Raw genomic sequence first — 14,869 nt, forward strand, 5'->3', positions numbered from 1 at the left:
GCTTGATCGTCTAACAGTTCAGTTAGGGGAAACTTGATCATGTTTATGTCTGTTGTTGCGTCAAAACTTTTTTCCTATTTTACCATTTCACCTATTTACCCACATGAGCGAAAGTTTTAATCGGCATAACTTGGTCAGGGACAGTTCCCCAAACTCAGCAAACGCTCCAAGCTGCGATGGATATAACTAATAAAGATGCTCCCACCACAAGGGCAAGTTGGACTAATTCATCCCCAAATTTAGAAGGTATTGGCATGGCTGCGGATATCGCCCGCAACCCTTCAAATGACAGTCTCACAGGTAAACTCAACTATCGCGGTTATCGAGGAGAGTTCTCATTATCCCAAAATGCTTTGCTCAATCGCAATGGTCAAACTACAAATACCACTCAGTTGGATTTCGGAACGTCTTTGGTATTTGCCGATGGCTATTGGGGGATCTCGCGCCCCGTTACGGGTAGCTTCGTTTTAGTCGCGCCGCACCCCACTCTGCAAGGTCGTGTAATCGGTATTAACCCCAATGCGATCGGTGGTAATGCCGCACAGATAGAAGCGATCGGTCCAGCAGTCTTACCCGATTTGTCACCCTATCAAGTTTCCAAAATCCGTATTTCTGCTCAAAATTTGCCTGTGGGTTATGATTTAGGTCAAACCAACTATGCGATTTTACCCACTTACAAAAGTGGCACGGCGATCCGTATCGGCACTGATGCAACCATCTTTTTACGCGGTACATTACGCAACAACAAAGATGAGCCGTTATCTCAACTGTCTGGAGAATTTATTTCTCTATCCGATCCCAAGTGGACTCCCTTACAAATATTCACGAATAAAACAGGAAAGTTTGTCTTAAAAGGAATTAAACCAGGTCGCTATGAGTTAAAAATGTTTAACGATCCCCCCGCCATCTTCTCCATTGATATTCCAGAAGGGAAAACTGGTGTTTACGACTTAGGTACGGTGCGATCGCAATAAATCGGAATTCAATAATATTTTTATCACTATTTCCTCCTATGCGCTGATTTTTGTGATAAGCTTGGGTAGTGTTTTAGAATTGTTAGTAAACAAATAAGACTCGGAAGTTGGGAGCATTAGCTAGCTTGTTTTTGCAATTTTTATCCAATTTTTTGATTCAACAACTTTGAAGCACTACCAAAGGCCTAGAGTCCTTAGACAGTCAGACTGTCAACTTAGAAAGTTGCAGCATAAGGTTTCAGCCAGATGTATGATAATGTGAACTACCAAACACTTACCGCTTAGATTGCACAACTTATTTTCTAGTTCTTTGCGTCCCGCCACTTATCTTTATCAAGGGATAGAGTGCGTGACTTCCCGCTCACATTTGGTAGTGCCAAAGCACAAAATGGTTTAGCCATTTTATGTTTTGAAAACCTCTACTGGGTTTGGATTTTAAACTCACAAAAGTGCAGCCACACTTGCGTGAATTGGTATAACATAGCTCGCCAAAGATCTAAATGAAAAAGAATAAGTCGCCTGAAGTCGAATCTACGCAAAGTCCATCGCAACTACAAGCTGAAATAGCAGAACTGCGCCGCGATGTTTTGCAACTGCAAATGGAAAATCAAGACTTAGAAAATTCACTTTTGACCGCGATCGAACATGGTGACTTGATCGAAACCGAACTACTAGAGTTAAATAAAAGCCTTAAGAGTGAAGTGATAGAGCGCAAAATGGCGCAGGCCACCTTGCAATCAATTTTAGAAATTGTGTATCGCGATAAAAGCGATTTAGAAATCATGCTGGCAACAGCAACCGAACATGGCGACACCATCGAATACGAACAGTATAACCGCGCAGTGGAAACTATGCGCCAGAGCGAAGAACAGTTTCGGGCGATCGCCGAGTCAACCAGTATCGCCATGCTGGTTAGTGATATTGATACTGGCTTGATCAGTTATGCCAATACCAGTGCTGGCGCGATGCTCCAAAAAGATGCCTGCGATTTGCTCAATACATCAGTTACCGATCTGTATTATTTGGAAACAGAATGGTTGGAATTAAAGGACTACTTTGTGACAAATCAAAAAGTCCGCGATTACGAAATTCGCCTCAATAGAGGTGAACAGCCCCCCATATGGGTCTTGGCTTCCCTACATCTACTGTGGCTCAAAGGAAAACAAGTTCTACTAAATACATTCTATGATGTTACATTGTTAAAAAACACTGAAATCGCCCTGCGAGAATCTGAATCGCGCCTGAGAGAACAGGCAAATCTATTAGAGCAGCGCGTTGAACAGCGCACCCATGCCCTCAAAAAAGCAAAGGAATCTGCTGAAGCTGCTAGTCGATCTAAAGCTGCATTTTTAGCAAATATGAGTCATGAACTACGTACCCCCCTGAATGCCATTTTGGGATTTGCTCAACTTATGCTTTATGACCAAGAGCTAAATGCCCAGCATCAAGCTGACTTACAAGCTATTTGTAATAGTGGCAATCATCTATTGACAATGATTAATGACATTCTGGAAATGTCAAAACTAGAGGCAGGCAGTGTATTGTTGCGATTGAAAGAATGCTATCTATACGATATCACCGCTACTGTGCGGGAAATGTTGTCTCTCAAAGCCATAGAGAAGAATCTAGAACTAGATGTAAGTATCCAGCCCGATGTGCCGCAGCGTATTTATACTGATGAGGGAAAATTGCGGCAAGTCCTAATTAACTTAATGGGTAATGCAATCAAATTTACTAATGATGGTTATGTGCGCTTGCGGATTTCTGTTGAACCTGATCCTCACCAATCATTAGATAATGCCTTAGAAAATGTAAATACTTTATTAGCTAATTCAAATTCCTTATGTTTGCATTGTGCAGTGGAAGATACTGGGGTAGGCATTGAGGAATCTGAGATTGCGAAATTATTTCAACCTTTTGTGCAAACGGCCTCGGGAATGCGATCGCAGGAGGGGACAGGTCTAGGGCTTTCCATCAGCTATAACTACATCAAACTCATGGGTGGTCAAATGTCTGTGGAGAGTCGAGTTAACCAAGGTTCAGTTTTTCAGTTTTATATTCCCATTCAATCTTTAGATGATTGTGTTGACTACACTATCAAGCCCCATAGCCGCATTGTTGGCATAGAAGGCAAACAAAAGTATCGGATTTTAGTCGCGGAAGATATGCGCTTTAATCGTCAGCTATTAGCAAGAATTATTGCGCCCCTAGGGTTTGAATTGCGCGAGGTGGGTAATGGCGAAGAAGTGATTGCGCTATGGCGATCGTGGTCGCCACATTTAATTTGGATGGACATCAGAATGCCCATATTAGATGGGTATGCTGCCACTTCAGAAATCAGGAAAATTGAGTCAAGCCTGAATATGTCAAATTCTCAGAAGGTGAAAATTATTGCCTTGACTGCCAACTTAGTCGACATTCAGCAAGAGGATCTATTACTTTATGGATTTGATGGATTGATTACAAAGCCATTTACCGAGGAGCAAATTTTTACGCAAATGTCTAAATTGCTGAATCTCAAGTACATATACGATAGCACTCCCTTCCCATCCTAAAAATAGATCTCTCAAAGCGATCGCGAGGGCGGTTTCATAATTACGGCAGTCATAGCTTTGCCTTGCCTGTTGCTATATTGGCAGTTTTTGTATACAGTATACGAGTAATCTAGCGGTTGATGCTAACTAAATGCAATCTAAATGCAAACCCATATTTTAGTTACACCAATTGCCAAGCAAACAAAGCACAAGGCAAAATTTAAAAGTGTCGCAATGTAACACTTTCAAATTTTGTCTTGGTTGGGGTTTGAGCGCTTTGCGCTATAGGTTACGCATCGTCAACAGCAAAAGGATAAATTCCAGAGGATCAAATCCATGTTCAAGAATCAAACCAGTTCATCTATTGGTCAACTAACGGCTAGATTTAGCGCCCTGTGTGCAGCAATATTACTGTCTCTTAGCGTATTTCTGGGAATGCCAGTCAATGCTCAAGCAAGCATGAATCCAATTGCATCAGATATACTGACCAATGGCGTAGTATCTGCGGTCTTGATTGCTGATGCTGAGGAAGAACTAACCGAAGCAGAAACACCCGTAGTCCAACCAGATGCTAAACTGGAAGCCAAGAAAGCTAAGGCTGCGGCAAAGCTAGAAGCCAAGAAGCTAAAAGAGGCGGCGGAAGCTGAAGCAGCAGCAGCAAAGGCAGCAAAAAAAGCGGCGAAAAAAGCGGCAAAGCTAGAAGCTAAGAAGCAAAAGGAGTTGGCAAAATTAGAGGCGAAGAAAGCTAAAGAGGCAGCAGTTGAAGAGCCTACGGCTGAAGAACCTACGATTGAAGAGTCTGCACCTGAGTCTTCAGAAGTGGCTCCTGAGTAGTTTCTGAACTTGTAGCAGTTTTCATTTCACTAAAGGCAAAATGAAGACTTAAAATCCTTGCTAGGCTTGACTTTTTTGTTTTCAAATGAGTGCATACTCATTTGAAAACTCCTATAGCTAATTTGTTAGTTAAGACGTGAACCCCATCCAAGGCAAATCAATGACCTCTGTACTTCCCCAAACACGAACTAAGTTTAGCCTTAGCTCTTTTTTGATTAGCGATGGCCCAGCAGGTTTTTTATTAAGCTGGGTAGCTGGCTTTGTTGATACTTCTGCCTTTATCATTCTATTTGGAGTATTTACTGCCCATGTGACTGGCAATATTGCCTTAGCTGGATCTTCCTTTGTGAGTTCGGATACAGAAACAACGATCACGCGGCTACTGATGTTACCCACTTTTGTCATCACAGTGGCATTGACCTCGCTAATAGCTCGTTATGCTCGAAGCAAAAACTGGTGCGTATTTGGGATTTTGTTGTCGGTTGAGGCGATCGCATTGGCTGTTTTCTTGTTTTTGGGTATGACATTATCTCCAGCATTACTACTTGATGTTCAAGAAGATTTGATTTTACCTATTGGTATCTCTGGTGTTGTGGCAATGGCAATTCAAAATGCGCTCATGAAAGAGGCAAGGGGCGTATTCCGAAGCTATATACCCACCACAGTGATGACTGGCAATACGACGCAACTCACTATTGATGTGGTGCAATATTTAAGTGCCAAGTTTGCTAAGGTTCAGACTGAAATAACTTCCAGTGAAGCGGCAGAATCTTTAGAAAGAATTGGTCGCTTTGTACCAACAATTGTTGGCTTTGCTCTTGGTGGGCTATTAGCAGCAATTTTTGTGTTAGTCTCAGAGACTTGGTGGAGTTTAGCTCTTCCCTTAGTCATTATTACGATCTTGGCGATCGCTGCCTTTAGCGATTATTACCAAAAGTCGAACAAAGCTTAAAAAATGAGAGTTGTTTGCTGGCTTTAATGGAAATCGATTTGTATTAATGATTGACGGCTTTCTTCCCACTACAAATCTAGACATTAAAAACCAAGGATTAGCAGTGCTGAGTTTCGCGCCATCTGCTCTTTATCTAGGAAAGCAGTAAACAGATCCAGAATAAAATTATTAGTAAATATCCACAAAACTATCCTTGATTAGAAAAATGAACAAACTATCATCAAAATTGCTAACTGCATTAATAGGTGTTGTCATCTTAACTGGCTTGTTATTGGGTAATGTGCTTGATGTACAAGCCGCCCAATTTTCTCCTATAGCAATTGTTGCAGAAGGCGAAGTTGTTGAGACTGAAGCAATTACTGAGCCAGAAGTTACCGCCGAAGTTGCTGTGCCAGAGGATACAATTGCACCTGCGGCGATTATTCCCGCACCTGAACCACCAACAGTTAAGCCTGTGACATCTCCCGAAACAGCCAGCCTGCTCAAGCAACTGGAGACAGAAATTTTGCCACAAATTGAGAGTGTTCTCACTCCAGAACAGCAGGTTGAATTTGCATCTAAAGTCGCGGCTGGTACTAGTTTTCGTAAAGCTTTCAAGGCGGTAACTCTTACCCCTGCTCAAAAGAACAAGCTAAGCGCAGTTTTTAAGTCCATTCCCAAGAAGGACATCTTTGCCACTCTTACCCCTGCTCAAAAGAAGGAATTGTTTATGAAGAATAAGCAACTCTTCATTCCCACTTCTGAGGAAATTGGCGCTAAGATTAATGCAGGTATGCAAATGGGTAAAGATAAGTCTAAGTCTGCATTTGCTCCTTCGACTGAGCAGATTGTCGATAAGATCAGTGCTAAGAGAAAAGCGATCGGCATCGAAGATTAATGCTAGGACCTACGTAAAGCGACCAAAATCAGGGGCAATTCATGAACTGCCCCTACACTAGAATCAGGGCTTCAAGGTCTCTTGCGTAAGTCCTAAACAATTCCGTTTCAGTTCTTTTGCTTATTAGTTTTTTTGAAGGGCGGTTCACGCAAGTTAGGAATATCTAGATCGCGTTCATCGGGTTTCAACTCTAACACCTTTGCAAAAGCGGCGATCGCCTCATCCTTCCGTCCTAAAGTTCGCAACAATAAAACCTTCGTTCGCCAAGCAGCAATATTGTCAGGCTCGATTTTCAAAGCTACTTCCACCTTTGCCAGAGCTTCTTGAGGTTTGTTATTACGATTTAACACAAGCGCTTGTGCTAGTAGATCTTCTACAGATAATGGTGGCGATGGCGCTGCAATGACTGAAGGGGGAGTCGATTGCGATGGAGTTGGTATGGCAATTGGGGCATTTATTGGTGGCACAACAGGGGGCGGAACGGGTAAGGATAATGGGACGCTTGGGCTGTTGGCAATAATGTCGGGAATGGGCGGTTTGCTGAGTTTGACAAAAATAATGCTGAGCAGGGCAACTAGACCCGCACCTCCTGCAAGCAAGAGCCATAGCGGCGGCATTTGCCGACTTGAGGAGTTTGACAAAACAACGGTTGAATGGGGATTTGTTGGAATAGATGGGGCTGCTGGTGAGGGCGTGGGGGGCGAATCTGTATTTTGACTAGTATTTTGATTGGTATTTTGACTAGTATTTTGATTAGTATCGGAGGAGTGGACTACAGTGGGCAAATCACTGTTGGAGTTTATCTGCTCGATCGCTTGCAGCACATCTTGAGCATTCTGATAGCGTTGGCGGAAGTCATAGCGCACCATTTTGTCGAGAATATCGAGAAACTGTGACGAATAACTGCCCTGCAAGCGATCGCGCCATATCAATTCCGCCGTCTCAGGATGTTCTGGAAATAGCCGTGGTTCTGCACCTGTGATTGCTTGGATTGCCATCATCCCCACTGCATAGATGTCGCTGCTAAAGCGTGGTTTGCCGTTCAATTGCTCAATGGGCATATAGCCAGGGGAACCGATCGCAATAGTTAAGTTGGTACTGCCCTGTGCATCTGCTGCTAAGCCGCCGATTTCTTTGACTGCACCAAAGTCAATTAATACAATTTGGCGATCGGCTTTACGTCTAATTAAATTGGCTGGTTTGATGTCACGGTGAACAACATTGCGCCCATGAACAAATACCAAAATTTCTAAAACTTCTTTGAGCAATTTAGTTACCGCCGTTTCAGGCGATCGCTTACCATTGCCAATTTCTTGGGTTAGGTCATGACCATCCGCAAATTCTTGAACTAAGTAAAAATCTTTACCTTCTTGAAAGTGTGCCAATAAACGGGGAATGCGATCGTGGGAACCCAGCGCATAGAGAATTTCTGCTTCTTGATCAAACAAACGTTTGGCAGTTTCCAATACAAAGGTTTCATTGGATATTGGCTTCAAATGCTTGACAACACAAATAGGATGAGTGGGCAGGTCAATATCTTCAGCTAGATAGGTCTGACCAAAGCCACCACCACCAAGGTGACGCACAATTTTGTAATGACCTCTAAGTATGGTATTCAGCACATTTGCTTTACAGGTTATTGTGTTCGGAAGTCTATCGAAAAAGTGGATTTAAAAAACCATGCTTCCAGCGCGGCTCTATATTAACACCTAATTTTGCGCTAGGATGTACGATGCAAAAAAGGCAGCGTTTAGTCATAGGTACGCCCCCGCCAACTTTTGGGCTTGCTAGAGGCTGAAAGCCAAATGCGAAACACGGCGAAGGGATCAGCGAGGGGAGATAGCCAAAACCCAAAGCCCACATCGGTATAGCTGCCGCGAATGCCAAAGACCAATAGCACTCGGATCAAAACGAGGAAAGCATTGAGCCACAACCAAATATTCATGGCTAGGCTCATGGGCAGTAGGGCGACATATTGCCACAACAGAAGCGTTAGTAATATTGGCAATGGTAAACCCTGCACCGCCGTGAGCAGTAAGCAATCGCCAAGGGTTTGGCTAGGCGTGGATGCATCTTTGAGATCCAGCGATCGCCCCCATTCGCGCCATGTTTCTGCCATGGAAGTATACATTCGCACCTGCATCAGCGCCGCGCCATCTAAAAACCCTACCTTAGCACCCCGTTGGGCGGCGGCTCTCGCAAGGGTGACATCATCGCAAAAGGAAGACTTCGCCAATTCATAGCCATTGAGTTCCACGAGCTTAGCGCGTTTGGATAAAAAGCATTGACCATTTGCCATCACCCGATCTTCCGTAAATTGGCTGCGATCGCCTGTTGCTCCAAATCTATAGATTAGAGTAATCAACAAAGCTGGCTGGAGCCATTGTTCACCCGCAGTTTTGAGAATGAATTTTGGCGATAAGGACACAATATCAAAACCATCAATGGTCGCTTGCTGCACAAAACTGGCTACTAAGCCATGCTGTGGCACAGTATCCGCATCAATCCCCAAAATCCACTCGCTACTGGGATCGCTCTGCAAAAAGCCATTGTGCAAAGCCCAAGGTCGCCCCACCCAACCTTCAGGCAAGGGATCATCGGTGACTAATTTCAGGGGAATCGGAAATTCCTTTTGCAACTTCTGTACATACTCAGGTGTGCCATCCTGCGATCGGCTATCCACCACGATAATTTCCCGCGCCGCCTGATGGCGCAAGCCCTCTAGACAGGTTGGCAACCGCTCAATTTCATTGAGAGTGGGAATAACGATGGATACTTGTGGGGTGATTGACTGCGGATCTGACGCTAAGGGCTGTAATGGTGGGTTACGATCGCGGGCAGTACTGAGACGTTTGAGCAAAATCAAGGTTGCGGGAATTTGCAGCAATAAAAATATGGCAGGTACAGCCGTCAAAAATAGTGAATTAGCCAACTAGTTCTATTCCTCTAGTAAGCTTCTCAACATCCATGCCGTCTTTTCATGGACTTGCAAACGCTGGGTTAGTAGGTCGGCAGTTGGTTCGTCATTGGCAGTTTCAGCGATCGGGAAAATTGAACGGGCTGTTCTGACGACTGCCTCTTGACCTTCCACCAATAGCTTAATCATTTCTGTTGCCTTCGGCACGCCCTCAGTCTCAGGTATCGAAGAAAGGCTGGCATAGGCGGAATATGTACCAGGGGCGGGTAAACCGAGGGAACGAATGCGCTCAGCAATCAGGTCAACGGCAAGGGCTAGCTCCGTATATTGCGCCTCAAACATCAGGTGCAGGGTGTTAAACATTGGACCTGTGACATTCCAATGAAAATTATGGGTTTTGAGGTAGAGGGTATAGGTGTCTGCCAATAGGCGCGACAGTCCATTGGCGATCGCAGTGCGATGTTCTTCAGAAATGCCAATATTAATTAAGCCCGTTGAATCTTTATCGGTAGCTTTGTCCTTGTTTTTGCCCATATCAGTCTTTTTTCTAGTTACGCTATGAGTTAGACCATGATTATATAGCGATCGCCAGTATAGTTACCGCAATTTGCGTTCAATCCTTGCTATAAACAGAATGGGGGGGCAACACAAAGCGCTGCCCCTCCCCTCGTTTTGTTTAATACTCAATGGTCATACTCTCATAGCTGACCCCATGCACCACCTGCACCCGTTCCTTGGGCTTAGCTTTGATCTTGTTAATAAACTGTGCCTCTGACATTTCCGCACTTATTGCATTATTTTCCACATCGCTATCTAATTGAGCAAGGCTGCGATCGAGTTCTGCAAGGCGATTCATAATCTGTTGTTGGCGATCGCTTACCCTCACTAACTCCTCCTGCAAGCGCTCCTTTTCATTAGCCAGTTGATGCATCTGGATATACAACGCCGATGGCGACTTTCGCAAGGGCATAGAACGCAACTTAGGCTGAATCGGGCGGCGAGAAATGCTCATGATATTTAAACCTTGGGGGTTGGATCAAAGAATACTTTATACAAGATGAAACCCACTAGCGCCATAATACCGATAGAGATGGCGGCGGTCACTAATTTAAACACAAAATTCAAGAGTGTAAAGGCAACTAAGCCAATCACTACAATCGCTGCCACTTTGGTTGCACCCGTGAGGCTGTTTACCCAGGCAATTAGGCTGCCTAGCCCAGTTTTTGCGGCTTCCACGCTCTGCCCCACAGCCACAAACTCTGGCTCCGCCCGTTTGTCTGGTTCGGGGTTCGCTTTTTGTTTCCCCATGACTTCGCGCTCTAGCTCACGAAAACGTTCTTCGAGGTTATCGGTTTGACTCATAGCCACAATGATCAAGAAACTATGCTTTATTGTACTGCAAATTTACATCAGCATCCTCGCGCTGTATATTCATGTGTAAACCCAAAGCGATGGGCATAGGGCTTATGCGAAATAGCCAAAACTATAGCCAAAGCTATGGACAATTCATGAACTGCCCATAGACAAAAAATCAGGGTTGTCAGTTCTTTTGCGTCAGTCTTCAGGAAAACTGCTATGGGTCTGATCTTTCAATTATTACTATGATTGCTGATATTCCAAGATCGTTAAATGCTAATTTTTGGACTGAATATAACATTCGCCTAGAACCTTGGGGAATGGATTATGACGCGCCCGTGAGTGTCAATGCTGAGGATGTCAGTAAGGATTCTGTAAATACAGAGGTTGAGCATGGCAACGGCTCTTGGCAGAGTATTCGTAACGCGATCGCGCCAGCACTGCCTAATCAAATTCTCTTCATCGATGGTCGGTTACGATTGGATGCAAGGTTTTTGGGTAGAAGTGCTGACGAGATCCTTTACGGAGCCTTTGCCACGATCGCGGTGGGGGCAGTGTTAGTAGATCGCACCATTAGCCGTGCTAAATGTGTTGCCACAGAAGTTAAGCGCATCATTGCCCTTGGCGGTGGTCTGGCGGCTCCTATTACCGAGATCCCCTGTCCTGAGACTGGACGCGGCATCTTGAAATACGATCATTGCCTCACTGACAATAGCAATGAGCCTGATACGCCTTCACAAATTGTCCAAAGTGCCATGCTTGATGAAGAACTTCGCATTGCCAATAAGCTCTCCCTTGACGACAGCATCCTAGACAAAGATACCCTGATCGTCCGTGATGGGCCCTTACTCTATCGGGTCTATCAAACGCCCAACGTGACCATTGGCTATGTAAAAACGATGGGTAAGTCCTATCTCAAAGGTGAGCAAGCGCAGGTGCTGCGATCGCTACAGGTCGGAGAACGCACCCCTATGTTCCGCATTTGCCATAGCAATGGCTCTAACCTCAGTTGGTATTTGCGATCGGGCAATGTGAATATTGGCTATAGGCAAATGGGATATCACGATTTACATGGCATTGTTCGCATAGATCTTGATGGCAGTATTGATATTGATCGCGCCCAAGCGATCGCCGATCAAAGCACCTATCTCGTTCCACAATATGCTTCGCACCCAATTCGTGATCCACGTGCGCCCCAAAATTTAACCCCAGTTGGTGCATTGGAAAAGGAACTCGGTCGCCGTATGGGTAGCCGAGAATTGATCTCCCGCCGTCTGCGAAGCTTCTTAGCACAAACTAATTCAGCGCTATAGCGGGTTTCACTTCGCCCTAGGCAAAATCAAAATCGATTTAATTAATCTCACGCACTTCTGCCAAAATGCAATGATGAAGTTTTCGCATTTGAGAATCACTTGATCTAGCCAAAAGATTGCATCCATTACAGGGTTAGCCGCATATCCCCATAGAGTTGCCTTTGCCTCAAGCCATGCTCTTAGGGGGCGATCGCTGTTTGGCATTTTCGATTGCGCCACTTCTTCTTCGGTGAAATATAAACTGCCATCCAGACGGTCTTGATAAATTTGGCTGGTAGTAGTTTCACAATTTTGTAACTCGCCCGAAGAATTAATTGCCGCAGGATTGCTTACATTCATGGACTTCGTGAAGGCTGGTGATTCATATTCCAACGGCAATGGCCAAGGACCTTGATCGTCACCGAAAACATCTTCCATTGTTAGCCAAGCTTCATCCGTTGGGGCAAGATCGTTGGCTTCATCTAAAGTTCGCCGCGATCGCTGTTTGTCAAAGAAGTAGGCGATCGCCTGTACGATCAAATTTCGCAAATTTTCTAATTTTTGCTCGATTTGCAAATAGTCTTGAGACTCATTAGATATATGATTTATATCTTGGTTAACAGTATTAGCAAGATCCTTTGGTGCAACGTTTTTCAAGGAGGATGTTGAGTCTAGCTTTGCTTGATCAACTGCATTGTCAAATGCACGGTCATTAGCCATATTTGCGCGATCACCCGTTAGAGATCGCTTACCAATAAAATAGTCAATAGCCGCCGCTATCAGTTGTCTAATTCTTTCGAGATTAGAATTTACCGCCAATTGATTACGCTCTTGCAGAGAATTAATTTCTTGAATATCTTCATTTAATTTGCTTGAGGAAATTGGCTGATCGGTTGGCAATAAGTTAGGAATAGCTGCTTTTATAGTTGGACTTTGATTGGAGTTAGAATTAAGCTCTTGATTGGAGTTTAAATCAGAAACAGAATCTTGACTTTGATCAATTGCTTTAGTAGATTGAGCGCCAAAAAAATAGGCGATCGCTGCCTCAATTATTTTTCGCAACTCCTCTAGTCTATTATTTTTACCTAGGGTGAATTTCTGATATAGGCTATTGATTAGATTAACTTCGTCAATCTTTGTTAAGTCTGGATTAGATTGATTTAATTCATTTATAACTATCTTGTTTTCATTGTTTTCATTGTTTCTGCTTTTACCTATTCTTTTTTCAACTTCTTGCTCCCAGATTTTACTAAATAATTGATTAGCGATCCACTTAGCAAGATTTGGATCTAGATCCTGCGGATCGTTATCATTTAAGTCGCCTACCTTAACGACATGATCGCTTGTTCTCTTGGCGATCGCACTAATTTTTTGATCTATTCCTTGATCTATTTTGGATTTGGTGATTTCTATCCAATTGATCAACCTTGAGAGGGGACGCAATAAAAGTGGTATCTGCGAGAGATTTTCTAAATTATCCAGCCCTCTCAAATCAACGTCTTGCTGAGAGTCTAGCAATGGAGTAGAAATTTCCGTTCCATTAATATCTCTATTAATACTCTGCTCATTCCCATGCAGTTCCCTATTATCTGCCTGTTGCAAGCCCCGTAATGCCTTCTTCGCAGATTTACTGAGCAAATATACAGGGTAAAGGGCGGCTCTAGCGGCTTGGTAAGCAATTAATTGAGGTAATTCGCGAATTTGTCCTAACTGCTGATCAAGGGCGCGATCAAGTAATCTCCTTGCGTTACGTCCCAGTCGGACAGGCAAGGATTGCTCAATCCAGTTAAATAGTCGACTTTGAAATCTTGGCATAGTGATTATGATTGCAGATTTGACAGCACAAGTACAACTTGCAATACAATGAATTAGGTTACAATCTATACAAATTTTTTGTACTTTCATTAAAAAACAATATTATCTATGTACGACTGCATTGTTGTGGGCGCAGGTCCATCAGGTGGCTCCGCCGCCTATCACTTGGCAAAGCGTGGGCGATCAGTTTTATTGCTAGAAAAGGAAGCCCTGCCGCGCTATAAGCCCTGTGGCGGTGGTGTTTCGCCGATGGTGCAGCAATGGTTTGACTTTGACTTTGCACCTGCGGTATCCCTCACGATCAGTCAGATTCGCTATACATGGCAAATGGGTGAGCCTGAAATTGTCGATCTTGCCAATCTAGAACCAGTGTGGATGGTGCGCCGCGATGTTTTCGATCATTACCTTGTGCAGCAGGGGCAGAAACTAGGTGTGGAATTGCGCGATCGCACACTTGTTAAAGGAGTTGAATGGAAGGGCGATCGCTGGCTAGTTACGACAGAACATGAGGTTTTGGCAGCCAAGTATGTGATCGGGGCAGATGGGGCTAGAGGCTCAATGGCAAAATGGCTAGGCTTTAAGGAACGCAAATGTCGCATGGGAGCCGCCCTCGAAGTGGAAGCACCGCAGGTTAACCCCGATGTCACCGCCGCGCACTTTGATTTTGGTGGAGTCCAAAATGGCTATATCTGGAATTTCCCCAAGGCTGATGGCTATTCTATTGGCGCTGGTACATTTATCGGTGGTGAGAAACAGAACCTTAAAGAGATAACTGCTAAATATGCTCAACAATTTGGGATTGATATCACTTCCATTAAGCAATTTGGGCATCCCATTTGTCTCTGGGATGGCAATCAAGCTCTACATACGCAAAATGCGGTGATTACGGGCGAATCGGCTTGTATTGTCGATCCGTTTACGGCTGAGGGAATTCGTCCTTCATTGCTCACAGGGATGTATGCGGCGCAGGCAGTTGATGAGGCGATCGCAGGTAATGCTGACGCACTCAAGCAATATACTCTCAAAATTCAAGAGGAATGGGGCGAAGATATGGTGTGGGCGCAGCGTATCGCCAACCTATTTTATCGTGTCCCCAGTTTTGCTTACAAAATTGGCGTGAAGCGCCCCAGTGCCACCCAGCGCATGGGCAAGATTCTATGCGGCGAAATGCGCTATCGTGATGTTGCATCTTCAGCAATCAAAAAGTTAACTAAGGGTTTAATTCCTGGAATGGGTTAGTTAAGGGTTTAGATCTCCGACTTTTTCTAGGTAATTAGCCCATCGTAATTAAAACCCAAAACTAGAAGCTATACCGACT

At 44.2% G+C, this 14,869-nt stretch carries 13 protein-coding genes; 7 read left to right on the forward strand and 6 right to left on the reverse strand.

Annotated elements, in window-relative coordinates:
- The first annotated feature begins 176 nt into the window (after positions 1-176).
- The 5 genes from H6F44_RS03715 (at position 177) to H6F44_RS03735 (ending at position 6,171) form a co-directional block, all read left to right on the forward strand.
- Positions 177-974, forward strand: a complete 798-nt coding sequence (locus H6F44_RS03715; RefSeq protein ID WP_190349607.1) for a fimbria/pilus outer membrane usher protein — start codon at positions 177-179, stop codon at positions 972-974.
- Positions 975-1,474: 500 nt separating this feature from the next.
- Positions 1,475-3,529 (forward strand): ATP-binding protein, encoded by a 2,055-nt coding sequence (locus H6F44_RS03720; protein WP_190349609.1) that lies wholly within the window; start codon positions 1,475-1,477, stop codon positions 3,527-3,529.
- 315 nt (positions 3,530-3,844) lie between these two features.
- Positions 3,845-4,342: a hypothetical protein gene (locus tag H6F44_RS03725; protein ID WP_190349610.1), complete on the forward strand. Its 498-nt coding sequence runs from the start codon at positions 3,845-3,847 to the stop codon at positions 4,340-4,342.
- A gap of 160 nt (positions 4,343-4,502) precedes the next feature.
- A complete protein-coding gene (locus H6F44_RS03730; RefSeq protein ID WP_190349611.1) occupies positions 4,503-5,294 on the forward strand; it encodes a YoaK family protein in 792 nt (263 codons plus the stop codon).
- A 205-nt stretch (positions 5,295-5,499) separates the two neighbouring features.
- Positions 5,500-6,171 (forward strand): hypothetical protein, encoded by a 672-nt coding sequence (locus H6F44_RS03735; RefSeq protein ID WP_190349613.1) that lies wholly within the window; start codon positions 5,500-5,502, stop codon positions 6,169-6,171.
- A 107-nt stretch (positions 6,172-6,278) separates the two neighbouring features.
- Here H6F44_RS03735 and H6F44_RS03740 read toward each other — a convergent pair whose 3' ends face one another.
- From H6F44_RS03740 to H6F44_RS03760, 5 genes are all read right to left on the reverse strand, one after another.
- Entirely contained in the window at positions 6,279-7,793 is a 1,515-nt protein-coding gene (locus tag H6F44_RS03740; protein ID WP_190349615.1) for a protein kinase domain-containing protein, read from the reverse strand.
- 128 nt (positions 7,794-7,921) lie between these two features.
- The gene (locus H6F44_RS03745) at positions 7,922-9,103 is read right to left on the reverse strand and encodes a glycosyltransferase (RefSeq protein WP_190349617.1); all 1,182 of its coding nucleotides are present in this window, start codon (positions 9,101-9,103) and stop codon (positions 7,922-7,924) included.
- A gap of 6 nt (positions 9,104-9,109) precedes the next feature.
- Positions 9,110-9,622, reverse strand: coding sequence for a Dps family protein (locus tag H6F44_RS03750; RefSeq protein ID WP_190349619.1), 513 nt, complete (start codon positions 9,620-9,622; stop codon positions 9,110-9,112).
- Between the two features lie 142 nt (positions 9,623-9,764).
- Entirely contained in the window at positions 9,765-10,100 is a 336-nt protein-coding gene (locus H6F44_RS03755; RefSeq protein ID WP_190349620.1) for a hypothetical protein, read from the reverse strand.
- 5 nt (positions 10,101-10,105) lie between these two features.
- Entirely contained in the window at positions 10,106-10,450 is a 345-nt protein-coding gene (locus tag H6F44_RS03760) for a hypothetical protein (RefSeq protein ID WP_190349621.1), read from the reverse strand.
- Between the two features lie 239 nt (positions 10,451-10,689).
- Between H6F44_RS03760 and H6F44_RS03765 the strand changes: the two genes are divergently transcribed.
- Positions 10,690-11,757 (forward strand): hypothetical protein, encoded by a 1,068-nt coding sequence (locus tag H6F44_RS03765; RefSeq protein WP_190349622.1) that lies wholly within the window; start codon positions 10,690-10,692, stop codon positions 11,755-11,757.
- Positions 11,758-11,763: 6 nt separating this feature from the next.
- Here H6F44_RS03765 and H6F44_RS03770 read toward each other — a convergent pair whose 3' ends face one another.
- Positions 11,764-13,551 carry a hypothetical protein gene (locus H6F44_RS03770; RefSeq protein WP_190349623.1) on the reverse strand — a complete coding sequence of 596 codons (1,788 nt, stop codon included), beginning with the start codon at positions 13,549-13,551 and terminating at the stop codon, positions 11,764-11,766.
- Between the two features lie 108 nt (positions 13,552-13,659).
- Here H6F44_RS03770 and H6F44_RS03775 point away from each other — a divergent pair, with 108 nt between their 5' ends.
- On the forward strand, positions 13,660-14,790 hold the full coding sequence (locus H6F44_RS03775; RefSeq protein WP_190349624.1) for a geranylgeranyl reductase family protein: 1,131 nt from the start codon (positions 13,660-13,662) through the stop codon (positions 14,788-14,790).
- Positions 14,791-14,869 lie beyond the last annotated feature (79 nt).

Source organism: Pseudanabaena cinerea FACHB-1277 (assembly GCF_014696345.1).
In the GTDB taxonomy this organism is placed as follows: domain Bacteria; phylum Cyanobacteriota; class Cyanobacteriia; order Pseudanabaenales; family Pseudanabaenaceae; genus Pseudanabaena; species Pseudanabaena cinerea.